This window comes from Variovorax sp. LjRoot290, assembly GCF_964253985.1.
Lineage (GTDB): Bacteria > Pseudomonadota > Gammaproteobacteria > Burkholderiales > Burkholderiaceae_C > Variovorax.
In genome coordinates, this window is record NZ_CAXURW020000002.1 from 762208 (window position 1) to 786740 (window position 24533).

Here is a 24533-nt window from a genome sequence, read left to right on the forward strand (position 1 = left end):
AACACCAGTGCCTCCAGGTGCGGCGCTGAACCAGGATGGCGCCCGACTCTCCGTTGCGAGAGCAGGGTATCCGGGAAGCGCTTGCCGAGATGAGCTGATTCGCACGAAAGAACGTGCGCGGCCGCCAGATCTTCTGCGGACTTGTCAAAGCGAAAAGCGCGACTTTGGTTCTCGACAAAAAGGGATCAGGTCGAGAGGTCGAGACTGTCACGCCCGCTTTGGGGCTTGAAGCCGACACAGGCGACGGCGACACAAAGGGTCTCGGCCGATTCCGGCGGTCCGCCACATTCTGCCCTGCTCGCCGCTCTTGCCAGCGCCCTGCTTTGCGGTGCCGGTGGACTGCGCCCCCGCCTATCACTCTCTCCTCCTGGCATTTGGCTCGAGGTCCCCTGCGGCACGGACGGCGGTGGAGGAGGCTTTGGGTCAGGCTCGCCGTCGTAAGGCTCGCGGCTGGCTCCGCCCTGCCAAGACGAGTTCAAACTAACTGCAAAAAAGCAAGGTAAGTTGAGAACCGAGCTCAGAGTTACGATTGGCTTCCATCCGTAAGCCGCCCATGCTCCTCCGCGTCGACGAAGAGATCACTTTCCGCAAACTCGAGATCCTCCTGGCCTTCATGGAGACCGGCAATCTCGCCCGCGCGGCCGAAAAGCTTGAGATCAGCGCCGTCAGCGTGCACCGCGCCCTGCATTCGCTGGAAACCGGGCTGCGCTGCGCGCTGTTCCGGCACGAAGGCCGCAACCTGCACCCGACTGAAGCCGCTCATGCGCTGGCGGAGGTGGCACGCGAGGTGCTTCGCACGATGTCCGCGGGCATCCGCGCTACGCGAGAAGTCGCCGGCTACTCGGCCGATCGGATCCGCATCGGCTCTCTCTATTCTCTGACGAGTCGCACGGTGCCGCAGCTGATCATGGGAATGAAACTGCGCAAGCCGGAATTGCACACCGAGCTCGTCCTCGGGTCCAATGCCGACCTGCTGCAGAAGCTTCGGGAAGGCGCGATCGATGCCGCCCTCATGGCGATCCCCGAAGATGCTTCCGACGTCGAATCGGAGCCGCTGTTCCAGGACGATATCCAGTTCGCCGCACCAGTGGACTCTCCTTATTCAGCGCAGAAGGAGGTCGACCTGAGCGCCTGCGCCGGCGAGCGCTTCGTGAGCCTGAGCGAAGGCTTCGTCACCTACAGCGGCTTTATGGAGTCGTTTCGCGTTGCCGGCTTCACACCGAACGTGGTGATGAAGACGGGCGACATCTTCTCCCTGATGAACCTGGTAAGCGGGGGCGTCGGCTACACGCTGTTGCCGGGCCGTGTGCGCGGCGTCATGCCGCAGAACGTGCAATTGATCCCGCTGCAGCCCAGGTACCTGATGCGCCAGACGATTGCGCTCAATTTCCTGCGCACGCGCGAGCGCGATCCCAACCTGCTCGCGTTGCTGGCGGTGTGCCGCCTTGCAAGAGCCGAACTCGGCTGAGCACGCGACAACGGCGTGACTCGGGTTAACCCTCGATCGTTTCACTTCGCGTAAGGATCGACGCGACAGCTTCATTGATCGTCCCGGAGGGGGTGCGTACCTTACGCATCCAGATGCACAGCCCGATGCGTCGAACCCAAAAACCCGGAGACGCATTGATGACTTCTCATTGGATCTCGATTTACGCACTGGTGGGCATGTTCGTGCTCGCCACGGTGCTGCCGATCAACATGGGCGTGATCGCCTTCGTCGGTGCATTCCTGGTCGGCACGCTGGTGGCCGGCATGAACGCCAAGGCGATCATGGGCGGCTTCCCCGCCGACCTGTTCCTCACCCTGGTCGGCATCACCTACCTGTTCGCGCTGGCGCAGAACAACGGCACCATCGATTGGCTCGTCAAGCTGGCGGTGCGCGCGGTGCGCGGGCGCATCGCCGCGATTCCTTGGATCATGTTCTTCATCGCCGCGCTGCTCACTTCGGTGGGTGCGGTCAGCCCCGCGGCGGTGGCCATCATCGCGCCGATCGCGCTCGGCTTTGCCGCCAAGTACGGCATCAATCCGCTGCTCATGGGGCTCATGGTCGTGCACGGCGCGCAAGGCGGCGGCTTCTCGCCGATCAGCATCTACGGCGGCATCACCAACAAGATCGTCGCCAAGGCCGGCCTGCCGCTCAACGAGATCGCGACGATGCTGGCAAGCCTCGGCGTCAACCTGTCCGTGTCGCTGCTGCTGTTCTTCCTCATGGGCGGCATGAAGCTGCTGCGCCAGAAGGCCGACGTGACCGGCGCAGTGCCGGCAACGCGCCGCACGGCGCATGCACAGGGCGGAGCGCAGGTGTTCGGCGATGCGGAGGCCGAATCGTTCGCCGAAGAGCGCCGCGTCGCGACTGCGGCTGGCGAGTCGCTCATGGACGCGGCGCCGGCGGTCCCGGCCGACCAGGGTTCGCGCCTCTACCAGATCGTCACCGTGCTGGGCCTGCTGGCGCTGGCCGTGCTGACCCTGTTCTTCAAGCAGGACATCGGCTTCGTCTCGATCACCATCGGCCTCTTGCTGACGCTGATGGCGCCCAACCTGCAGAAGCGCGCCCTGGGCCAGGTGTCGTGGCCGGAGATCATGCTGATCGTGGGTGTCAGCACCTACGTGGGCGTGATGGACAAGATGGGCACCATCGATTTCGTCGGCCACAGCGTGGCCGGCCTCACCTCGCCCATGGTGGCCGCATTGCTCTTGTGCTTCGTCGGCGCCGTGGTCTCGGCCTTCGCCTCGTCGACTGCGGTGCTGGGCTCGCTGATCCCGCTGGCGGTGCCGTTCCTGCAGGGCGATGCTGGCGTGAGCGCGGTCGGCTTCATCGCGGCGATGGCCGTGTCCTCGACCATCGTCGACGTCAGTCCGTTCTCGACCAATGGCGCGCTGGTGCTCGCCAACGCCAAGGGCGTGGACCGCGACGTGTTCTTCCGGCAGCTGATGGTGTACGGCGCCATCGTGACCCTGACGGCCCCCGTGGTGGTATGGCTGCTCTTCGTGGTGCTGTGAGACGGCGCCTCTCATTCGGCCGACATCATTCAACCCCATCGGACTCCCATGAACTCCAGATCCTGGACCTCCAAAGCCGACGACCGCGCCGCCCGGCTGGCGCGCGCGGCCTCTGCACTCGGAACTCGGCTCGCCGGCAAGCGCGTCGAAACGCAAGCGATCGCCACCCTGCTCGAAGCGGTGCTCTCGCCCGGCGACCGCGTCTGCCTCGAAGGCAACAACCAGAAACAGGCCGACTTCCTGGCGCAGGCGCTGGTGCAGGTCGATCCGCAGCGCGTCCATGGCCTGCACATGGTGCAGTCGGTACTGGCGCTGCCCGAACACCTCGACATCTTCGAGAACGGCGTGGCAGCCCGGCTGGACTTCAGCTTCTCAGGACCGCAAGGTGCGCGCCTGGCCAAGCTGGTGTCGGCCGGGCGCATCGAGATCGGCGCGATCCACACCTACCTCGAGTTGTTCGCGCGCTACTTCGTCGACCTGACGCCCAAGGTCGCGCTGGTGGCGGCGCAGGCGGCCGACGCCGAAGGCAATCTCTACACCGGTCCGAACACCGAAGACACGCCGGCCATCGTCGAGGCCACGGCGTTCTCGGGCGGCATCGTGATCGCCCAGGTCAACGAATGGGTGGACGGCAAGACCACGACGCTGCCGCGCATCGACATCCCGGCCGACTGGGTGAGCTTCGTCGTGAAGGCGCCGCGCCCCAATTTCATCGAACCGCTGTTCACGCGCGACCCGGCGCAGATCAGCGAGGTCCAGGTGCTGATGGCGATGATGGCGATCAAGGGCATCTATGCCGAGTACGGCGTGCAGCGCCTGAACCACGGCATCGGCTTCGACACCGCGGCCATCGAGCTGCTGCTGCCGACCTATGCCGAGTCTCTCGGCCTCAAGGGCAAGATCGGCAAGCACTGGGCGTTGAACCCGCATCCGGCACTGATCCCGGCGATTGAGGCCGGTTGGGTCGAATCGGTTCACTCCTTCGGCTCCGAGCTGGGCATGGAGGACTACATCCGCGCGCGCTCCGACGTGTTCTTCACCGGCCCGGACGGCAGCCTGCGCAGCAACCGGGCGTTCTGCCAGGCGGCGGGCCACTACGCCTGCGACATGTTCATCGGCTCGACCTTGCAGATCGACCTCGACGGCAACAGCTCCACCGCGACACTGGGCCGCATCGCAGGCTTCGGCGGTGCGCCCAACATGGGCGCCGATGCGCGCGGCCGGCGCCATGCCAGCCCGGCCTGGCTCAAGGCCGGGCGCGAGGCGCGTGCCGGACGCAGCGGCGCGGCCGGCACGCCGCGCGGACAGAAGCTGGTCGTGCAGATGGTCGAGACCTTCCGCGAGCACATGCAGCCGGCCTTCGTCGACAGGCTCGACGCCTGGACGCTGCAGGAGCAGGCCGGCATGGACCTGCCGCCGATCATGATCTACGGCGACGACGTGTCGCACATCCTCACCGAGGAAGGCATCGCCAACCTCCTGCTGTGCCGCAGCGACGCGGAGCGCGAGCAGGCGATCCGCGGCGTGGCCGGCTACACCGCGGTGGGCCTGGCGCGCGACCGGCGCGCAGTGGAGAACCTGCGCGACCGCGGCGTGATCCGCCGGCCGCAGGATCTGGGCATCGACCCCCGCCAGGCCACGCGCAACCTGCTGGCCGCACGCAGCATGCGCGACCTGGTGCGCGCCTCGGGCGGGCTGTACCAACCGCCCAAGCGCTTCAGAAACTGGTAGCAGGAGATCCGACCATGAGCGATGTTCCCGCAGGGCTCGAAACCCTGGACTTTTCCTTCCCCGGCGGCCGACCGGCCGGCACCTTCCCGCCCGTGCTGGTCGGCGTCGTCGGCTCCGGCAACCTCGAGGTGATGCTCGAGGCCGCCGACGGCAACGACTGCGCCGTGCGTGTCGAGACCTCGGCGCGCGGCTTCGGGCCGATCTGGCAGGCCGTGATGAACGACTTCCACGCGCGCCATCCGCTGGCCGGCGTGCGCGTCTCGATCAACGACATGGGCGCCACGCCCGCGGTGGTGAGCCTGCGGCTCGACCAGGCCGTAGCCGAGATCACCGGAGGCAAGCCATGATCAGCTATGCCGAATGCTCGGCGCGCGAGCGGCTTGCGTTGCTGCTCGACCCGGAAAGCTTTCACGAGTGGCTGCCGCCTGCCGAGCGGGTCACCAGCCCGCACCTGGCGCAGCTCGGCGTGCCATCGGCCTTCGACGACGGCGTGGCGATCGGCCGCGCGACGCTCGACGGCCACGAGGTCTTCGTGGCCGCGCAGGAAGGCGCGTTCATGGGCGGCGGCGTCGGCGAGGTCCACGGCGCCAAACTGGTCGGCCTGCTGCAGCGCGCCCTGCGCGACCGGCCGGCCGCGGTGCTGTTGCTGGCCGAATCGGGCGGCGTGCGATTGCATGAGGCCAACGCGGGGCTTATTGCGGTGTCGGAAGTCATGCGCGCACTGCTCGACGTGCGTGCCGCCGGCATCCCGGTGATCGTGCTGATCGGCGGCGCCAACGGCTGCTTCGGCGGCATGGGCATCGTGGCGCGCTGTGCCGACCACGTCGTGATGAGCGATGCCGGGCGCCTGGCGATGTCGGGGCCCGAGGTGATCGAGGCATCCCACGGCGTGGAGGAATTCGATTCGCGCGACCGTGCGCTGGTCTGGCGCACGACCGGCGGCAAGCACCGCTGGCTGACCGGTGACTGCGACGCGCTGGTCGAGGATGACGTCGCGGAATTCCGCGCGGCGGCTGTCGCGGCGATCGATGCGTCGAAGCCATTGACCCTCGCGGCGCTGGAGGAGGAGCACGCGTTGCTCACGGCGCGCCTGCACGCACTGCCCTCTGACACGGTCGGCCGCGATGAAGCGACGCTGCTCTGGAGCGCACTCGGCATCGCCGACGCGCAGCGGGTCCCGGAGCTTCCGGTGGAAGCCGTGCGCGCGCTGCGCGCTTACTAACCGAGGCGCATCACATGCAATGGAATTCCCTTGTCACCCAGCTCTTCGGCTCCTACCACGGCATGCGCGCGGACGGCGACTTTCTACAGGGCGAGGTGATATTCGAAGGCGAACCGCTCACAGTGATCGGCACCACAAATCATGCGCCGATCGGGGTCCGTCTCGCGCTTGCGCAGGCCCGAGTGGTGCTCGACACCATCACGCAGCACGCAGGTCGGCCGATCCTGCTGCTGATCGACACCCAGGGTCAGCAACTGCGCCGACGCGATGAATTGCTCGGCATCAACCGTGCGATGGCGCACCTCGGCGCGAGCATCGACCTGGCGCGGCGCCGCGGCCACCGCGTGATCGGCCTGGTGTACGACCAAGCCCTCTCCGGCGGCTTCATCACCTCGGGGTTGATTGCCGACGCCTGCTACGCGCTGCCGGATGCCGAGATCCGGGTGATGCGTATTCCCGCCATGGCGCGCGTGACCAAGCTGCCAGAGGACAAGCTCACGGCGTTGTCGAAGTCCAACCCGGTATTCGCACCGGGCGTGCGGAACTACGTGGCGATGGGGGGCGTGCGTGCGCTGTGGGAGGGAGACTTGCAGGCCGCGCTGCACGATGCGCTGGCCCATACGCCGACGCAAGATCGGCGCGCGCAGGACGGCGCCGAGCGCGGTGGACGCCAGCTTGCCGCCGCCGTCGTGCAGCGGGTGCTGGACGCCGCCTGACCGTCGCAAGCGCCATGGTCTTCCTGCGCCGCCACCAACTCGCCCGGCTCTCGGAGGCTGGGTGGTCCGCCGTCCTCGCCCGGCCCTGGGACAGGCATGCGCGCGACTGCCTGACGCATTGGGCGACGCATCGACTGCCGCTGGTGGTGACACGTCAGTCAATCGACGCCGCCGCCAACGGATGGATCGCACTGGGTCTGCCGTCGCCTGAGCGTTGGGAAAAGCGTCGGCTGGCGCTGCAGGTGTCGCGCGCTGCGGTGCTTGGCCTTGACGAGTTCCCGCGCCTTGCCGAAATCCAAGGGCTGCTGCCGCCGTCGGCGCGACGCGCGGTGAGCGATCTTGGTGACGAGCTCGACGCGTGCCATGCGGCAGCGCGCGTCTTCGGAAGCTACGGCTGGCAAGCGATCAGCGGTCTCGATCACGTGCGGCCGGACTCCGACCTCGATCTGGCGGTCAGCGTCGGTGGGGCGGCACACGCGGATGCGGTTGCGCATGTGCTTCAGTCCGGCTCAACGCAGCCTAGGCTGGATGGTGAACTCGTCTTCAGCGATGGGGCGGCAGTCGCGTGGCGCGAATGGATCGAGTGGCGCGCTGGACGCACGCGCGCCGTGATGGTCAAGCGAATGGACGGCGTGACCCTGCAGCGCGACACCGCATGGTGCCAACGTGTCGCATTGCCGGAGTTGGACGAATGACGACCGTTGCGCTTTCATTGCAACCGGATCCGCGGCTCACGTGCGCGGCGATCGGGCGCGCGGCCACGCTTGCGCTGTATGACGAGCTGTCGCTGGCGCCCAAGCCGGGCCTGGTGACATTGACCGACCGCGGCAGCCACGACGACATGGACGCGCACACCTTCATGCGCAGCCTATTCTCGCTGCGACGCTACTTCGCGCAGATCGCCGAAGCGGGCGCTTGCGGCGCGGGTTTCGCCGTGCTGGAGCGGTGCGGCATCGCTGCGGAGGCACGCATGCTCGCCGCTACCGACGGCGTCAACACGCACCGCGGCGCGATCTTCATGCTCGGCCTGTTGTGCGCCGCGGCCGGTGCGGCCCTGCGCCAAGATGGCGTCGCACTGCAGCCGGATCAGCTGCGTGGTGCACTACGCCGGCATTGGGGCGATGCGCTGGCCAGCCGCAGCCGGCGACCGCCCACACTGCCCGGCGGCATTGCCGCGCGGCGCCATGGCCTGCGAAGCGCCTCCGAAGAGGCGGCACTCGCCTTTCCGGTGCTTTTCGATACGGCGCTGCCGGCGCTGACGGCGGCAACGGTCCGCGGCCTGACACCGCAACAGGCACGGCTCGACGCGTTGTTCCACATCATGGCCGTCCTGGACGACAGCAACCTCGCGCATCGCGGCGGCCTCGCCGGATTGCGCTACGCACAGCGCGCTGCGCGAGAGTTTCTGGATCGCGGAGGTGTCGCTCGGCCCACCGGACTTCAGGAGGCGCATGCAATTGCCGACGAATTCGTGGCGCGGCGCCTGTCGCCCGGAGGCGCGGCAGACACGCTCGCCGCAGCATGCTGGATCACGCGTGTGTGTGGAGGTCCATGAGCTTCGCGCTGCTGTTCTCCGGCCAAGGCAATCAGCACCCGGCGATGCTGCCGTGGATTGCCGACGATCCAATCGTGCGCGACATGCGAGCGCGCCTCGGTGTCAAGGACTGGCGCGCAGCGCTGGCCGATCCTGGCTGGGCCGAACGCAACGACAACGCGCAGACTCTGCTGACCGGCCTCGAACTGGCAGCGTGGAATCAACTGGCGCCCTTCGTGGCGCCACCCGCCGCGATAGCGGGCTACAGCGTAGGAGAACTGGCAGCCTTCAGCGCGGCGGGCGTGCTCGCTCCCGATTCAACCATCGAGCTTGCACAGCGGCGGGCCCAGGCCATGGATGAATGTGCGGCGAGTGCCCCCGGCGGACTGCTGGCCGTCACCAGTCTTTCCATTTCCGCAGTGGAAAGACTTCGCGCGGCAACCGGCCTCGCACTCGCCATCCGCAACGGCGAGGACAGCGTGATCCTCGGCGGACCGATGGCTGCATTGGTACAGGCGGAGCGAATGGTCTTGCTCGAAGGTGCACAGTGCACGCGGTTGCGCGTCAATGTGGCATCCCATACGCCGTGGATGCGCGAGGCGGCTGACAGCTTTGCGCGCACGCTTGAGAACGCTTCGTTCCATGCGCCACGAGTCGCCCTGTTCAGCAATGCAGCGGACCGCATCCGGGACGCAAGGTCTGCACGCGTCGCGCTGGCCGCCCAGATCGCCACGACGGTTCGTTGGGACGAATGCATGGAAAACGTCATGGCACGACACATACGCTGCGTGCTGGAGATCGGCCCGGGCCAGGCGCTTGCGCGCATGTGGAATCAGCGCTACCCGACCGTTCCGGCTCGCGCCTGCGATGACTTTCGCAGTGCTCCAGCGGTCGCTACCTGGCTGAACAGCCATGCGGACCGATGAATCAACCCCGTCCGTTGGACGTCTTAGCTCAAGGCTACACAGGAGATCTGCCGTGAACGAGAACGAAACAAAGACCCATCCGATTCCAGTCCCAGATATGAAGGACGCCCATGTGCCCGGCATAGCGGCCTACGACAAGCTGGTGGCCGAGGCCGATGCCGATCACAGCGCCTACTGGTCGCGCCTCGCGCGCGAGTTCCTGATCTGGAAGACGCCGTTCACCAAGGGGCTCGACGACAGCCGGGCGCCGTTCTTTGAATGGTTCGAGGATGGCACGCTGAACGTCTCGTACAACTGCCTCGATCGTCAGGTCGAGCGCGGCCTGGGCAACAAGACGGCGATCATCTTCGAGGCGGATGACGGGCAGGTGATGCGCGTCAGCTACCGCGAGCTGCTGGCGCGCACCTGCCGCATGGCCAATGCGCTGAAGGCGCGCGGCGTCAAGAAGGGCGACCGCGTGGTCATTTACATGTCGATGAGCATCGAGGGGGTGGTCGCGATGCAGGCCTGCGCGCGCATCGGAGCCACGCATTCGGTGGTCTTCGGCGGCTTCTCGGCGCAGAGCCTGCGCGACCGCATCCAGGATGTCGGCGCAGTGATGGTCATCACCGCCGACGAGCAGCTGCGCGGCGGCAAACAGCTGCCGCTCAAGGCCATCGTCGACGATGCCATCGCGTTGGGCGGCTGCGAGGCGGTGAAAGACGTCATCGTCTACCGTCGCACAGGCGGCAAGATCGCCTGGGATCTGTCGCGTGACCGCTGGCTGCACGAGGAGATGCAGAACCAGGCCGAGACCTGCGAGCCCGAATGGGTGAGCGCCGAGCATCCGCTGTTCGTGCTGTACACCTCAGGCTCGACCGGCAAGCCCAAGGGCGTGCAGCATTCCAGCGGCGGGTACCTGCTGCACGCGGCGTTGACCACGAAGTGGACCTTCGACCTGAAGGACGACGATGTGTTCTGGTGCACCGCCGACATCGGCTGGGTCACTGGCCACACCTACATCGCCTACGGCCCGCTCGCGCTGGGCGCAACCGAGGTCGTGTTCGAGGGCGTGCCCACCTATCCCGACGCAGGCCGCTTCTGGAAGATGATCCAGGACCACAAGGTCAGCGTGTTCTACACCGCGCCCACTGCCATCCGCTCGCTGATCAAGGCAGCTGAGGCTGACGAGGCGGTGCATCCGAAGCGCTACGACCTGTCGAGCCTGCGCATCCTGGGCTCGGTCGGTGAGCCGATCAATCCCGCTGCCTGGGAGTGGTTCCACCAGCACATCGGCGGCGGCCGCTGCCCGATCGTCGACACGTTCTGGCAGACCGAGACCGGCGGCCACATGATCACGCCGCTGCCGGGCGCGACGCCGCTGGTCCCGGGCTCCTGCACCCTGCCCTTCCCGGGCATTGCCGCGGCAATCGTCGACGAGACGGGCGCCGACGTGCCCAACGGCCAGGGAGGCATCCTGGTGGTCAAGAAGCCCTGGCCAAGCATGATCCGTACGATCTGGGGCGACCCGGAGCGCTTCAAGGCGAGCTACTACCCACCCGAGCTCAAGGGCTACTACCTCGCTGGCGATGGCGCCATCCGCGATGCAACGACGGGTTACTTCACGATCACCGGCCGCATCGACGATGTGCTCAACGTCTCGGGCCATCGGATGGGCACGATGGAGATCGAATCTGCGCTGGTGTCTTGCACCGATCTGGTGGCGGAAGCCGCGGTGGTCGGCCGGCCCGACGAAACCACGGGCGAGGCGATCTGTGCCTTCGTCGTGCTGAAGGGTCCCCGCCCGAGCGGTGAGGAGGCGAAGAAGATCGCCAATGAACTGCGCAACTGGGTGGGCAAGGAGATCGGCCCGATCGCCAAGCCCAAGGACATCCGCTTCGGTGACAACCTGCCGAAGACGCGCAGCGGCAAGATCATGCGCAGACTGCTGCGCTCGGTCGCCAAGGGCGAGACCATCACGCAGGACACGTCGACGCTGGAGAACCCGGCGATTCTGGAGCAGTTGGCCACGAGGAACTGAGGGAACTAAGACGGTCGATGTGGCCTTCGGCCCGACCGATGTACCTCTAGACAAAATGCCCGCGAGTTCACCTTGATCCTGCGTGGAAGTTCGCCAACCATCAATCAACATCCCATGCCCTTCGACAAAGTCTCCCCAGGCAAAGACGCTCCTGAAGCCTTCAACGTCATCATCGAGATCCCGATGAATGCCGACCCGATCAAGTACGAGGTCGACAAGGAATCGGGCGCGATCTTCGTCGACCGCTTCATGACGACCGCGATGCACTACCCGACCAACTACGGCTATGTGCCGCAGACGCTCTCGGGCGACGGCGATCCGGTCGACGTGCTGGTCATCACCCCCTGGGCGCTGGTGCCCGGCGTGGTGGTGCCGTGCCGGCCGATCGGCATCCTGATGATGGAAGACGAGGCCGGCGTCGACGGCAAGGTGCTGGCCGTGCCCACTGACAAGGTGCTGCCGATCTACAGCCACTGGAAGAAGGTCGAGGACGTGAACCCGATGCGCCTGAAGGCCATCACGCACTTCTTCGAGCACTACAAGGACCTCGAAGCCGGCAAGTGGGTCAAGGTGCTGGGCTGGGAAGGCATCGATGCCGCCAGGAAGGAAATCATGGACGGCATTTCCCGAAACGTCCAACGCATGCCGGAGACGCCATGAGACTGATGCTGTTGGGCGCCCCCGGGGCAGGCAAAGGCACGCAGGCAGCCTTCATTTGCCAGAAATACGGCATTCCTCAAATCTCGACCGGCGACATGCTGCGCGCCGCCGTCAAGGCCGGCACACCGCTCGGGCTCCAGGCCAAGGCCGTGATGGATGCCGGCGCCCTGGTGAGCGACGACCTGATCATCAACCTCGTCAAGGAACGCATCGCGCTGCCGGACTGCACCCAGGGCTTTCTGTTCGACGGCTTCCCGCGCACCATTCCGCAAGCCGAGGCCATGCGCTCGGCGGGCGTCAAGATCGACTACGTGCTCGAGATCGACGTGCCTTTTGCCGACATCATCGAACGCATGAGCGGGCGCCGCTCGCATCCGGCGTCGGGGCGCATCTACCACGTCAAGTTCAACCCGCCGAAGACCGAAGGCAAGGACGACCTCACGGGCGAAGACCTGATCCAGCGCGAGGACGACAAGGAAGAAACCGTGCGCAAGCGGCTCGAGGTCTACAGCCAGCAGACCCGGCCGTTGGTCGACTACTACTCGGCCTGGGCCAAGGCGGACCCGGCCGCAGCGCCGAAGTACCGCGCCATCAGCGGCGTCGGCACGGTCGACCGGACCATGTCCTTAGTTCGGGCGGCGCTCAATGACTGATTACGCAGCAGCTCTGTCCGAACTTGCACAGCGCTGCGGGCGTTACGATTCTTGGTGGCTGGCCCTTTTTTTTCGAAAGATGGTTTGGGAGCTTTGTAACAGCCACCTATCAATCCCTTTGCCAGCAACCTCCCCTTCTCTTCAAATTTAGCGACTTACGCCCCTGCCTTCAACGCCATGGGCCTTAAGTAAAGTGCCATTCGTATCTGACACCTGGAGCAACGCATGATCGTCGAGCGCATCTGGACCGGCAATGCCTATCGCAACTACAACTACCTGATCGTTTGCCCCGAGAGCGGCGAGGCTCTCGCCATCGATCCCCTGGACCACCAGAAATGCCTGGCCGCCGCCAAGGAGAAGGGTTGGCAGATCACGCAGATCCTTAACACGCACGAGCATCACGATCACACGGGCGGCAATGCAGCCGTCGTCGCTGCGACCCGCGCCAAGGTGATTGCGCACCATCGGGCAGGTTCTCGCATCGAAGGCGTGGATCGCGGCGTCAAGGCCGGCGACGTGATCAAGGTCGGCAAGACCGTCGAGCTCGAATGCATGGACACGCCCGGCCACACCATGTGCCACATCTGCCTGCGCTCCCACACCGAGCAGCCGGCGCTGTTCTCCGGCGATACGCTGTTCAACGCCGGCGCGGGCAACTGCCACAACGGAGGCAACGCGGAAGATCTCTACACCACCTTCGTCGAGCAGCTGGCGAAGCTGCCCGCCGAGACGCGCGTCTACCCGGGCCACGACTACATCGAGAACAACCTGCGCTTCACGCTCGCGCGCGAAGCCGACAACGCTGCCGCCAAGGCGCTGCTGCCCGAAGTGGCCGGCCACGATCCCGCGACCGTGCGCGTCACCACGCTGGCGGAAGAAAAGCAGATCAACACCTTCCTGCGCCTGTCGAGCCCGAGTGTCATTGCGGCGCTTCGCGAGGCCTTTCCCGACCTGCCCGAAAAGCCGGATCCGAAAACCGTGTTCGTCAAACTTCGCGAGCTGCGCAATACATGGCGCTAGCTAACTACTGCGCCTGCGTCTGCGCTTCGGCATCCACGAAGTCCGTGCGCATCGAGCTGCTGACCCGCCAGCCCACAAGGCGACGGGCGAACTCATCGATTCACGAAGGCCACGTTAGCCAGCCCTGCCACGTGACACGTACGTGAAATCGCTGACCCACAGTTGATTCGGGCGCTGCGCGCAGAACTGCCGGTTGACCGGATCCAGCGTGCATGGTTTCGGCATCGCTGATCGTGGTCTTCACCACCTTGCCGCGCATCACGCCTCGCAGCCACAGCCGCCGCCTCAGCCGCTTGACTGTGCAGCGCGCCGCCGCAGTGCCCTCACGCCAGTTGCCTCCATACCTTGTCGGCGCCATGAACCTGCATGTTGGCCTGCCAGACCTGTATATCTCTGGCGCGAGGTCATCGTCGCGTTGCGCTCTGGCGCGGCGCCTGTGCGGCTCGAGCAGCAGCGCCGCGCGGCGCCGATAGCCCGACAGGGCTATGTGCAGATCTTGCAGATCGGTTCGATCCCGAAGGTGTCGCGATGCTTGTCGATGGCGAAAAACGCGCTCGCCAGTTTAAGGATCTCGTTAGTCCGGCGCAGCTCCTTGGCCTCGCGCTCGAGTTCCTTCCTCCGCTGGGCCGCGCTGGTCGTGACCCTTCGCGCACGCCGGAATCAACCTCGTCGCGCTTGACTCATTCATGCAGGGTATGCGGCACGCAGCCGATCTCGGTGCAATCGATTCGATCGCAGCCGGGTGCTCTCCACGGTGTTCCTGCACCATCCTCACCGCGCGCTCACGGACCTCGGGTGAGAACTTGTTCGACTTCTTCGTGGCTCAAACCACTCAAAGTGTTGAGCCTTCACAGGATCCGGGTGATTCAATATCTGGATATCTTTAAACACGGTTTGCTTTCAACTAAATCTCCACACTTGGGCCCGATGGTCGTGCGTTTTCTTCTGCTAAGCTGATGGTCCAAACGACTCATTGAGGCTTCCGTGAGCGCCTTTGCTGAACTCAGTGAACCAGCTTTGCCGCTAAGCGCGCGTGGATGTCAGCGTCACAAGGACTTGATTGCAGCGGCGCTTCGCGTATTGGTTCGTGACGGGCATCATGCTGTAACTTTGCGCACTGTTTCAGTCGAAGCCAATGCAAGTCATGGGGCGATCAACTATTACTTCGGCTCCCGAAGCGCCTTGATGTGCGCGGTCGCTGAAGATGTCTGCCGTCGAATTGCAAACCACCTTGCTCTCATCACTCCTAAGCTCGAGCAATGCGCGGACGATGCCGATCAGTTCGCCACTGTTCTTGCGGAGCACAACATTAAATATATGGTTAATGACCGTGCCATGGGCATGGCCATCACAGGACTGACGCTTGCCGGGGCGCGCGACGAAGCGTTGCGTGGCGTACTCGTGAAATGGGGAAAGATAGATGCCAGTCTGACGCGGAATAGCTTTCTGAAGCTTGGATCCACTGATCCAGATTTGGACTATGCTTTCGTGTTGAATTCTCTTGGCGGGCTCATCATGGCTCAACTCGCGATACCGCGCCGCGACTTCGAGGCGCGAATTCTGCGGCCTTCCTTGCTTCGGCTTGTTCGCAGCATCGCCAGCGAAAAACCGAATAACCACTCGCGCGACATTTCGTAGTTAATAGATGGTCGAGAAGTTTTTGCGAGATCGCCGGCTGCCAATGCGGTAGTTCACTGGCCATGGCATGGCAGATCGTCATCAAAGTTGTCAGCCGGCCTTGGCCGCGGAATTCCGAGCAGCGGCGGTTGTGATCCAAGCGCAAGGCGCGTGCATCCACGTCGAAGCCGTATCGAAGGCCGGGCGCGGGCAACCGAGGCGTCGGACGTCAGCTGAGGGGCCCATTCCGCCAGCGGACATCATGATTGCCGGAAAGCGGCCGTCGGCAGCGCCAGCCAACCCGCGACCAGGTCATGCGGTCGGGCAACCGGAAAATTCAATCTATGGGTGAAAAACCCGCCGACATATTCAAAGTGTGGTGAACAGCGGAACAGCGGGTTCAAGGTAGCTTGCGGAACCGGCGCCTAACACCTTGATGCGCAAACGGTCGGCGGAGCCATCATGGGCGTCGATCGACAGCGCCCAACTTGCCGAGCAAGTGCGGAACGTCAGTGGACCTTGCCTTTCGCTTCACTGGACTTTGCCTTGGTCGTCGACTCCCGCCCGCTGACGCTCGTTCGACCCCCCGCTGATGAAGCCTCATGCGAGCGACGCCCAGCTGAGAGTCCCAGCTGGGCAGGGCAGAATCGGCCAACCGCCGGATTCAGCCAGCTGCAGACTTTCGTCGAGCCACTGACTTGGTCGGCTTAGCTCCGTGCAGCTGACATTGCGCTCCGGACTTGCGGGCCCCGGGCTTTTTCTACACAGGCTACGTTTTCGCGCCCGCCGCCTGCTGAGTGAATGACAACGCCAAGAAGTCCACGAAGGCCCGGACCCGCGCGGCCAGTTGGTGCCGCTGCGGGTACACCGCGTAGATGTCGGCATCGGGCGTGAAGTACTGCGGCAGGACCGGCACCAGCCGGCCGTTGCGAAGATAGCGTTCGATGTCCCACTCGGCCCGCATCAGGATCCCGTGGCCGTCGAGCGCCCAGTTGACCGCGATCTCGCCATCGTTGGTCGCCAGGTTCCCGCGCGTCTTGACCGCTTCGGTGTTCGCACTGCGGCCTCTCCCGCTCGCCAGCCGCCAGACGCCGTAGGCTTCCTCGCCCTGGCGGATGCCGATGCAGTTGTGCTTCGTCAGGTCGTTCGGAACCTTCGGGATGCCATGCCTGGCCAGATAGGCCGGCGCCGCGCACAGCAGGCGGCGGTTGGCCGCGATGCGCCTGGCAATGACGCGGCTGTCCGGCGGTGCGCCGAATCGCACGCAGACATCGAATAGGTCTTCGGTCGGCGCCGGAGGGTTGACCGACAACTGCAGCTGCACCTCGACCTCCGGATACTTGCGCACGAACCGCGAGATCAGCGGCGCCACGTGGCTGCGCCCGAAGCCCAGCGTGGCATTCACCCGCAGCAGGCCTTTCGGCGTCGCCCTGGACGTTCCGAGCAGTTCCTCCATGCCGTCGATGTCGCCGAGGATCCGCCGCGCGTGCTCGAGGTACACCTCGCCTTCGGGCGTTAGGCTCATGCGGCGCGTCGAGCGATTGACCAGCGACACCCCGACGCGCGACTCCATCAGCGCCAGATGCTTGCTCACCGCGGGCGTGGTGACACCGAGTTCCCGCGCCGCGGCGCTGAGACTTCCGGCACCGGCGAGGGTGGAAAAAAAGCCCAGGTCCGCCGGCAGGATTGCACTGGTCATGGTCGCTCCACTGTTGAACTCAGGTTAACAATGGATTCACTTTAGCGCCGCTCCGATGGGGTGTCGAATTCTTACAGTACCCCTACCCCTTCAACACCACCCCCTCGGAGACAACCCCATGAAGACGTACAAGATCGCAACCATTCCCGGCGACGGCATCGGCAAGGAAGTCGTGCCCGCCGGCCAGCAAGTGCTGGAAGCCCTGGCCTCTGCCGGCAGCAGCTTCAAGTTCGAGTTCGAGAACTTCGACTGGGGCGGCGACTACTTCCGCGAGCACGGCGTGATGATGCCGGACGACGGCCTGAACGCCATTCGCGACAAGGACGCGATCCTGTTCGGCTCGGCCGGCGACCCGCACATCCCCGATCACATCACCCTCTGGGGCCTGCGCCTGAAGATCTGCCAGGGCTTCGACCAGTACGCCAACGTACGCCCGACGCGCATCCTTCCCGGCATCGACGGCCCGCTCAAGCGCTGCGGCCCGGACGACCTCAACTGGGTCATCGTGCGCGAGAACTCCGAAGGCGAATACTCCGGCGTCGGCGGCCGCGTGCACCAGGGCCATCCGATCGAGGCCGCCACCGACGTGTCGATGATGACCCGCGCCGGCGTCGAGCGCATCATGCGCTTCGCCTTCAAGCTGGCGCAGTCGCGGCCCCGCAAGCTGCTGACCGTCATCACCAAGAGCAATGCCCAGCGCCATGCGATGGTCATGTGGGACGAGATCGCGCTGCAGATCTCCAAGGAGTTCCCGGACGTCAAGTGGGACAAGGAACTCGTCGATGCATCGACGGCCCGCATGATCAACAACCCGGCGTCGCTCGACACCATCGTCGCGACCAACCTGCACGCCGACATCCTGAGCGACCTCGCCGCCGCGCTGGCCGGCAGCCTGGGCATCGCACCCACCGGCAACATCGATCCGGAGCACCGCTATCCGTCGATGTTCGAGCCGATCCACGGCTCGGCCTTCGACATCATGGGCAAGGGCCTCGCCAACCCGGTCGGCACCTTCTGGTCGGTCGTGATGCTGCTGGAGCATCTCGGCGAGACCGATGCCGCGAAGCGCGTCATGCAGGCCATCGAGAAAGTCACTGCCGACAAGTCGCTGCACACGCGCGACCTGGGCGGCACGGCAACGACCGCTCAAGTCACCCAGGCCGTGTGCGACCAGGTGGCCGGCAGCGCGCAACGCAAGGCGGCCTGACGGCCCCTGACCCCGGCCGCCGGCGGCCGGCGGCCGGGCTTTCCCTTTAGCTGAACCGAGGGGCCGCGCGGTACGCGCCGCCTCTCAGCCTGAAGCGGCCGCCAAGCGCCGCAGGGACGAACTCGTGCCCACACATCCACCAGGAGACAAACCATGCGCCGCTTCTTCGGAAAGCTGTACGTCCAGGTGCTCGTCGGCGTGTTCGCCGGTGCGGCCCTCGGCTTCTTCGTCCCCCACATCGGCAGCGACTTCAAGCCGTTGGGCGACGTCTTCATCAAGCTGATCAAGATGGTGTTCGCACCGATCATCTTCGCCACCGTGGTGCTCGGCATCGCCCGGATGGAGAACATGAAGGAGCTCGGTCGCGTCGGCGTCCGGGCCCTGATCTATTTCGAGATCCTGTCGACCTTCGCGCTGGCACTCGGCCTGGTGGTGGTCAATGTCGTCGGCCCCGGCAAGGGCATGAACATCGACCCGACGCAGCTCGACACCAAGGCCATCGCCGGCTACACCGCCGCCGGCGCCAAGTCCGACGGCTTCATCGACTTCCTCATGCACCTGGTGCCGACCAGCGTCGTCGATGCGCTGGCCCGCAACGACATCCTGCAGATCCTGGTCTTCGCCACCATGTTCGGCGTCGCGCTGTCCCACATCGGGCCGCGCGCCAAGCCGGTGGTGGACTTCCTCGACTCGTTCACGCACGGCGTGTTCTCGGTGGTCGGAATGATCATGCGGCTGGCGCCGCTGGCAGCCTTCGGCGCGATGGCATTCACCGTCGGCAAGTACGGCCTGGGCTCGGTCGTCTCGCTGGGCAAGCTGATGGGGACGATGTACATCACCTGCTTCCTGTTCGTCGCCATCGTGCTCGGCATCATCGCGCGGATGTCGGGGTTCAGCCTGTGGAAGTTCCTCAAGTACATCAAGGACGAGCTCTTCACGGTGCTGGGCACCAGCTCATCCGAATCCGTGGTGCCGCAGCTGATGCGCAAGCTGGAGCACGCCGGCGTCTCGAAGCCGGTGGTCGGCCTGGTCGTTCCGGCCGGCCTCACCTTCAACCCGGATGGCCAGTGCATCTACTACACGATGGCCGCGATCTTCATCGCGCAGGCCACCAACACGCCCTTGACGATGACCGATCAGCTGGTGGTGCTGGGCGTGCTGCTGCTGACCTCCAAGGGCTCCGCGGGGGTCACCGGATCCGGCTTCATCACGCTCGCCGCCACGCTCGCCTCGATGGGCAAGATCCCGGTCGCCGGCATGGTGCTGCTGCTCGGCGTCGACCGCTTCATGTCGGAAGCACGGGCCATCACCAACACCATCGGCAACGCGGTCGGCACCATCGCGATCGCCCGCTGGGTCGGCGCGGTGGACCGCGATCGCCTGACGCAGGTGCTGGACGGCAAGAGCGATCCAGAGAACCTGGACGAGCTGTACGAAGGGGACGACGACGAGGCGAACAACGTCAAGCCGATTCGCGTCGAGCTCGGCGGCGCGCGGATCGCGGCCTGAACCCGCAGGCTGCCACCATGAATCCCGCAGACATCCGCAACGTGCTGCGCGCCATGTTCGACGCCGCGATCGCCGCTGCCCAGCCCGCGCTGTGCGTGCCGCGCCACCTGCCGGCGCCGCCCAAGGGCCGGCTGGTGGTGATCGGCGCCGGCAAGGCCTCGGCCGCGATGGCCCGGGCCGTGGAAGCGCACTGGCACGGGCCGCTCGGCGGCCTGGTGGTGACGCGCTACGGCTACGCCGTGCTCTGCGAGCGCATCGAGATCGTCGAGGCCGCGCATCCGGTGCCCGATGCGGCGGGCGAGCGCGCGGCAGCCCGCATGCTGGAGACGGTCCGGGGCCTCACGAGCGACGACCTGGTGCTGTGCCTGATCTCCGGTGGCGGCTCTTCGCTGTTGCCGCTGGCGCTGCCGGGCCTCACGCTGGAAGACAAGCAGGCGCTCAACCGGGCCCTGCTCGCCAGCGGAGCCAGCATCGGCGAGATGAACTGCGTGCGGCGCCACCTTTCGGCCATCAAGGGCGGACGGCTGGCCGCGGCATGCCATCCGGCGCGCGTGCTCAACCTGCTGCTGTCCGACGTGCCGGGCGACGACCCCATCGACATTGCCTCCGGGCCCACCGTGCCCGACCGCAGCACCTGCGCAGACGCGCTGGAAATCCTTCGTCGCTACGAGATCGAGGTGCCGTCACGGGCCCTTGCGCTGCTCGAAACCGGCGAGGGCGAGACGCCGAAGGCGGACGATCCGCGCCTGCCTTCCATCGAAACCCGCTTCATCGCGACCCCGCAGATGGCGCTGGAGGCCGCGGCGGCTGTCGCCCGCGACGCGGGTCTCGAGGCCTGCATCCTCGGCGATGCGATCGAAGGCGAGGCGCGCGAGGTGGCGCGGACGCTGGCCGGCATCGCGCTGCAGGCGGCACGGCACGGCCAGCCGGTGGCGGCGCCGTGCGTGCTGCTGTCCGGCGGGGAGACCACCGTGACGCTGCGCGGACGCGGTCGCGGCGGGCGCAACGTCGAGTTCCTGCTGGCTCTGGGCATTGCGTTGAACGGCGAGCCCGGCATCCACGCGCTCGCCGGCGATACCGACGGGGTCGATGGCCAGGAAGAGATTGCCGGCGCGCTGCTGGCGCCCGACACGCTGGCCCGCGCACGCGCGCAGGGCCTGAGGCCGCGCGAGCGCCTCGACGACAACGACGGCCACGGCTTCTTCGAGGCGCTCGGCGACTCGGTGGTCACTGGTCCGACGCTGACCAACGTGAACGACTTTCGCGCGATCGTGATCGCTGCCGGTCCCGGCAGCACCGAGCGCGTCCATAGGAGAAACTGAGATGCGAAGAGAAAAGCACGCGAAGATCGTCGCGACCCTCGGCCCCGCAAGCGACGAGCGGCAGACCATCCAGGCGTTGTTCGATGCCGGCGCCGATGTGTTCCGGCTCAACTTCAGCCACGGCACGCACGAAGACCACAAGCGGCGCCTCGATCTGATCCGCGAAGTCGAGCGCGAGAGCGGGCGCCCCATCGGCGTACTGCTCGACCTGCAAGGGCCCAAGCTGCGCATCGGCACCTTCCCCGATGGCCCTGTCGAACTGGTCGAAGGCAACACCTTCCGGCTCGACCTGGACACGAAGACGCCCGGCAGCGCGGCGCGCGTCGCACTGCCGCACCCCGAGATCTTCGCGGCGCTCGAAACGGGCACCGACCTGCTGCTGGACGACGGCCGGCTGCGACTGCGGGTGCAGAAGTACGGCCGCGATTTCGCCGAGACCCGCGTGGTGAACGGCGGCAAGCTGTCGGACCGCAAGGGCGTGAACGTCCCCGGCGTGGTGCTGCCGCTTTCCGCCATGACCGCGAAAGACCGCGCCGACCTGGACTACGGGCTCACGCTGGGCATCGACTGGGTCGCGCTGTCGTTCGTGCAGCGCGCGGAAGACATCACCGAAGCCCGCGCCATCATCGGCGCGCGCGCCGGGATCGTGGCCAAGCTCGAAAAGCCGGCCGCCATTGCGTCGCTCGATGCCATCGTGGCCGAGACGGATGCGGTGATGGTCGCCCGCGGCGACCTCGGCGTCGAGATGCCTGCCGAGCAGGTCCCCTCGATCCAGAAGCGGATCATCCGCGCCTGCCGGCGGGCCGGCAAACCGGTGATCGTCGCCACCCAGATGCTCGAGTCGATGGTCAGCGCGCCGGTGCCCACGCGGGCCGAGGCCTCGGACGTGGCGACCGCGATCTACGAAGGCGCCGACGCGGTCATGCTGTCGGCGGAATCGGCCAGCGGACGCTATCCGGTCGAGGCGGTGAAGATGATGAGCAGCATCATCGCGCACACCGAGAGCGATCCGAACTACCGCACCGCGATCGATTCCTCGCGCGCCGAGCCGCTCGCGCGCACGGCCGACGCCATCGGCTGCGCGATGCGCGACATCACGGGCCTGCTCAACGCGGCGGCCACCGTCGCCTACACCAGCTCGGGCTACTCGGCGCTGCGCATGGCCCGCGAGCGGCCGCGCGCGCCCATCATCGGCATGACGCCCCGGCTCGCCACGGCGCGGCGCCTGGCGCTCGCGTGGGGCGTCCACGCCGTGCTGTGCCACGAAGTGGTGGACGTGCCGGAGATGAGCGAGCTCGCCTGCCGCACCGCGCTGAAGGAAGGCTTCGGCGCTGCGGGGCAAACCATCGTGATCTCGGCCGGCATGCCCTTCGGCACCTCCGGCACCACCAACCTGCTGCGCATCGCGCAGATCTGAACGGGAGCAGACATGGCATCGATCCAACACATCCGCGGCTTCGAGATCCTGGACTCTCGCGGCAATCCCACCGTGGCCGCCGAGGTTGTCCTGTCCGACGGCGCAAGGGGCTTCGCCGCCTCACCCTCCGGCGCCTCGACCGGCGCCCGGGAAGCCATCGAGCTGCGCGACGGCGACCCGAAACGCTACCTCGGCAAGGGCGTCACCCAGGCGGTCGGTCACGTCAACGGCGAGCTGAGCCGGGCGCTGGTCGGGCGCGCCGCCGAAGACCAGGGCGCACTCGACCGCCTGATGATCGAGCTCGACGGAAGCTCGTCCAAGTCGCGACTGGGTGCGAACGCGATCCTCGCGGTGTCGCTCGCGGCCGCCAAGGCCGCGGCGGCCTCCAGCGGCGTGGCGCTCTATCGCCACATCGGCGGAGAACGCAAGCCGGTGCTCCCGCTGCCGATGATGAACATCATCAACGGCGGCGCCCACGCCGACAACAACGTCGACATGCAGGAATTCATGATCGTGCCGGTGGGCGCGCCCAGCTTCTGCGAAGCGATGCGCTGGGGCGTCGAGGTCTTCCACACGCTGAAGGGTCTGCTCAAGAGCAGGGGCATGTCGACCGCGGTGGGTGACGAAGGCGGCTTCGCACCCGACCTGCCATCGAACGAGGCGGCCATCGAGATCATCCTGGCTGCGATCGAACAGGCAGGGTTCAAGGCCGGAGCGGACATTGCCCTGGGCCTGGACGTTGCGAGTTCCGAGTTCCACAAGGGCGGGCAGTACGAACTGGCCTCGGAGTCCAGGCGCTTCGACTCGGCTCGCTTCGTCGACTACCTGGCGCGCTGGGTCGATGCCTATCCCATCGTGACCATCGAAGACGGCATGGCCGAAGACGATTGGGATGGGTGGGAACTGCTGACGGCGAAACTCGGCCGGCGCGTGCAACTCGTCGGCGACGACCTCTTCGTCACCAACACCGAGATCCTGCAGCAGGGCATCGCGCGCGGCGCGGCCAACTCGATCCTCATCAAGCCGAACCAGATCGGCACGCTGACCGAGACGCTCGCCGCCATCGCCATGGCCGACAAGGCCGGGTACTCCGCAGTGATCTCGCACCGCTCGGGCGAAACCGAAGACACCACCATCGCCGACCTGAGCGTGTGCACCGCCGCGACGCAGATCAAGACCGGCTCGCTGTGCCGCTCGGATCGCATGGCCAAGTACAACCGCCTGCTCCTCATCGAGGCGGAGCTCGGACGCGATGCCGTGTTCGCCGGGCGTGCGGCCATCCGATCCCTTCGCTGAGCTCGCCTGCACCGTTGAATTCAAGTTAACGCCGGATTCACTTTCGGCCCGCATTGAACACCTCGCGGCTACCTACAGTCGCTTCACACCCACAAGGAGACAACCATCATGAAGACTTCCGCATTCCGCCCCCGCACCGCCCTGACCGCCATCGCTTTCGGCTTCGCCGCATCGCTCGCCGCCGCGCAGGCCTGGCCCGCGAAGCCGATCACACTGATCGTGCCGTTTCCGCCCGGCGGCAGCTCGGACGCACTGGCCCGCGCGATCACCACGCCGCTGTCGCAAAGCCTTGGCCAGCCGGTGGTCGTCGAGAGCAAGCCGGGCGCGGGCGCGACGGTCGGCGCGGACTACGTCGCCAAGGCGAAGGCGGACGGCTACACCTTGCTCATGGGCGCCGTGCATCACACCATCGCCACCAGCGTCTACAAGAAGCTGCTGTTGTGGCTCTTAGATCCTGCCAATAGGCCCATAGTTGATGCCAATGCCGCCTCGACGGCCCTTCTCTTTCAGCATCTGCTCATGCCTGCTGACTGTTCGAATCAGTTTCAGCATGTTGGCGCTTCCTCTGACCCGTGCGGCAGGCAATACAGTCAGACGCTCCTTGTGGATCGGACAGACGGATGCCGTCGGCAAGAGCCAGTCCCGTTTCCAATAAGGCGACTCGACCTCCAGCGGATTGAGGAATACGCATCGGCGGCAGTACGAAGTGCCTCTGGCTTTGACCGGAGCTGGCTCGACCGCCAGGGCCGAGATTGCCGCGGCCGGAGAGCGTGTGAGCCAGCCAAGTCGTTCGAGTGATTCCCAAGACATCGGCTCCGGCGACAACCATGCGAGTGGTCCGCTCAGATCGAGTCCGAGTTCGTAGTCCGCGTCGAGTTGCGAAACGCCAATCCTGTAACGCGCTGCCAGTCGGCCGATCCAGCTTCCCAGCGCTTCGTCCGGGAACGCACGAGGTGCAAATGGCAGCGGCCTCACGTGCGTAGC

The 24533-nt window shown here is 66.1% G+C and carries 21 protein-coding genes and 2 pseudogenes; 20 read left to right on the forward strand and 3 right to left on the reverse strand.

All coding sequences use genetic code 11. From position 1 onward, the window contains the following. Positions 1–553: 553 nt before the first annotated feature. The 13 genes from ACSQ9A_RS32620 (at position 554) to ACSQ9A_RS32680 (ending at position 13482) form a co-directional block, all read left to right on the forward strand. Positions 554–1468: a LysR family transcriptional regulator gene (locus ACSQ9A_RS32620; protein WP_436306959.1), complete on the forward strand. Its 915-nt coding sequence runs from the start codon at positions 554–556 to the stop codon at positions 1466–1468. Positions 1469–1626: 158 nt separating this feature from the next. Further along, positions 1627–3000, forward strand: a complete 1374-nt coding sequence (locus ACSQ9A_RS32625) for an SLC13 family permease (RefSeq protein WP_436306960.1) — start codon at positions 1627–1629, stop codon at positions 2998–3000. A gap of 48 nt (positions 3001–3048) precedes the next feature. Beyond that, positions 3049–4731, forward strand: coding sequence for a malonate decarboxylase subunit alpha (mdcA, locus tag ACSQ9A_RS32630; RefSeq protein WP_436306961.1), 1683 nt, complete (start codon positions 3049–3051; stop codon positions 4729–4731). A 14-nt stretch (positions 4732–4745) separates the two neighbouring features. Next, positions 4746–5078: a malonate decarboxylase acyl carrier protein gene (gene mdcC / locus ACSQ9A_RS32635; RefSeq protein ID WP_436306962.1), complete on the forward strand. Its 333-nt coding sequence runs from the start codon at positions 4746–4748 to the stop codon at positions 5076–5078. Then, positions 5075–5953: a biotin-independent malonate decarboxylase subunit beta gene (locus tag ACSQ9A_RS32640; protein ID WP_436306963.1), complete on the forward strand. Its 879-nt coding sequence runs from the start codon at positions 5075–5077 to the stop codon at positions 5951–5953. Before mdcC ends, ACSQ9A_RS32640 begins: the two co-directional genes overlap by 4 nt. A gap of 14 nt (positions 5954–5967) precedes the next feature. Next, positions 5968–6669, forward strand: coding sequence for a biotin-independent malonate decarboxylase subunit gamma (mdcE, locus tag ACSQ9A_RS32645; protein ID WP_436294891.1), 702 nt, complete (start codon positions 5968–5970; stop codon positions 6667–6669). A gap of 14 nt (positions 6670–6683) precedes the next feature. Continuing rightward, entirely contained in the window at positions 6684–7364 is a 681-nt protein-coding gene (mdcG, locus tag ACSQ9A_RS32650) for a malonate decarboxylase holo-[acyl-carrier-protein] synthase (protein WP_436306964.1), read from the forward strand. After that, complete coding sequence (mdcB, locus tag ACSQ9A_RS32655) at positions 7361–8224, forward strand: triphosphoribosyl-dephospho-CoA synthase MdcB (RefSeq protein ID WP_436306965.1); 864 nt, start codon at positions 7361–7363, stop codon at positions 8222–8224. Before mdcG ends, mdcB begins: the two co-directional genes overlap by 4 nt. Continuing rightward, positions 8221–9129 carry an ACP S-malonyltransferase gene (locus tag ACSQ9A_RS32660; protein WP_436306966.1) on the forward strand — a complete coding sequence of 303 codons (909 nt, stop codon included), beginning with the start codon at positions 8221–8223 and terminating at the stop codon, positions 9127–9129. The genes mdcB and ACSQ9A_RS32660 overlap by 4 nt, the downstream gene beginning before the upstream one ends. Before the next feature lie 97 nt (positions 9130–9226). Beyond that, positions 9227–11149 (forward strand): acetate--CoA ligase, encoded by a 1923-nt coding sequence (gene acs, locus ACSQ9A_RS32665; protein WP_436307745.1) that lies wholly within the window; start codon positions 9227–9229, stop codon positions 11147–11149. A 114-nt stretch (positions 11150–11263) separates the two neighbouring features. Beyond that, entirely contained in the window at positions 11264–11809 is a 546-nt protein-coding gene (ppa, locus tag ACSQ9A_RS32670; RefSeq protein ID WP_436306967.1) for an inorganic diphosphatase, read from the forward strand. Next, positions 11806–12462 carry an adenylate kinase gene (gene adk, locus ACSQ9A_RS32675; RefSeq protein WP_436306968.1) on the forward strand — a complete coding sequence of 219 codons (657 nt, stop codon included), beginning with the start codon at positions 11806–11808 and terminating at the stop codon, positions 12460–12462. The genes ppa and adk overlap by 4 nt, the downstream gene beginning before the upstream one ends. Before the next feature lie 225 nt (positions 12463–12687). Beyond that, a complete protein-coding gene (locus ACSQ9A_RS32680; protein ID WP_436306969.1) occupies positions 12688–13482 on the forward strand; it encodes a hydroxyacylglutathione hydrolase in 795 nt (264 codons plus the stop codon). Positions 13483–13516: 34 nt separating this feature from the next. Here the strand turns inward: ACSQ9A_RS32680 and ACSQ9A_RS32685 are convergent. Beyond that, positions 13517–14251: pseudogene (locus ACSQ9A_RS32685) on the reverse strand (IS3 family transposase); the annotation flags it as partial. Between the two features lie 215 nt (positions 14252–14466). Between ACSQ9A_RS32685 and ACSQ9A_RS32690 the strand changes: the two are divergent. Continuing rightward, entirely contained in the window at positions 14467–15120 is a 654-nt protein-coding gene (locus ACSQ9A_RS32690) for a TetR/AcrR family transcriptional regulator (protein WP_436306970.1), read from the forward strand. 748 nt (positions 15121–15868) lie between these two features. On the opposite strand, the gene ACSQ9A_RS32695 is transcribed toward ACSQ9A_RS32690, so the two are convergent. After that, the gene (locus ACSQ9A_RS32695; RefSeq protein ID WP_436306971.1) at positions 15869–16798 is read right to left on the reverse strand and encodes a LysR substrate-binding domain-containing protein; all 930 of its coding nucleotides are present in this window, start codon (positions 16796–16798) and stop codon (positions 15869–15871) included. A 118-nt stretch (positions 16799–16916) separates the two neighbouring features. On the opposite strand from ACSQ9A_RS32695, the gene ACSQ9A_RS32700 reads away from it, so the two are divergent. The 6 genes and pseudogenes from ACSQ9A_RS32700 to ACSQ9A_RS32725 all read left to right on the forward strand — a co-directional run. Continuing rightward, positions 16917–18005, forward strand: a complete 1089-nt coding sequence (locus tag ACSQ9A_RS32700) for a tartrate dehydrogenase (RefSeq protein WP_436306972.1) — start codon at positions 16917–16919, stop codon at positions 18003–18005. A 153-nt stretch (positions 18006–18158) separates the two neighbouring features. Beyond that, on the forward strand, positions 18159–19514 hold the full coding sequence (locus ACSQ9A_RS32705) for a dicarboxylate/amino acid:cation symporter (protein WP_436306973.1): 1356 nt from the start codon (positions 18159–18161) through the stop codon (positions 19512–19514). A gap of 17 nt (positions 19515–19531) precedes the next feature. Continuing rightward, complete coding sequence (locus tag ACSQ9A_RS32710) at positions 19532–20836, forward strand: glycerate kinase type-2 family protein (protein WP_436306974.1); 1305 nt, start codon at positions 19532–19534, stop codon at positions 20834–20836. 1 nt (position 20837) lies between these two features. After that, complete coding sequence (gene pyk / locus ACSQ9A_RS32715; RefSeq protein ID WP_436306975.1) at positions 20838–22253, forward strand: pyruvate kinase; 1416 nt, start codon at positions 20838–20840, stop codon at positions 22251–22253. A gap of 12 nt (positions 22254–22265) precedes the next feature. Further along, positions 22266–23549 carry a phosphopyruvate hydratase gene (gene eno, locus ACSQ9A_RS32720; RefSeq protein WP_436306976.1) on the forward strand — a complete coding sequence of 428 codons (1284 nt, stop codon included), beginning with the start codon at positions 22266–22268 and terminating at the stop codon, positions 23547–23549. 108 nt (positions 23550–23657) lie between these two features. Continuing rightward, positions 23658–24041: pseudogene (locus tag ACSQ9A_RS32725) on the forward strand (tripartite tricarboxylate transporter substrate-binding protein); the annotation flags it as partial. Here the strand turns inward: ACSQ9A_RS32725 and ACSQ9A_RS32730 are convergent. After that, the gene (locus ACSQ9A_RS32730; RefSeq protein WP_436307746.1) at positions 23997–24524 is read right to left on the reverse strand and encodes a TniQ family protein; all 528 of its coding nucleotides are present in this window, start codon (positions 24522–24524) and stop codon (positions 23997–23999) included. The pseudogene ACSQ9A_RS32725 and the gene ACSQ9A_RS32730 overlap by 45 nt on opposite strands. Positions 24525–24533: the final 9 nt, after the last annotated feature.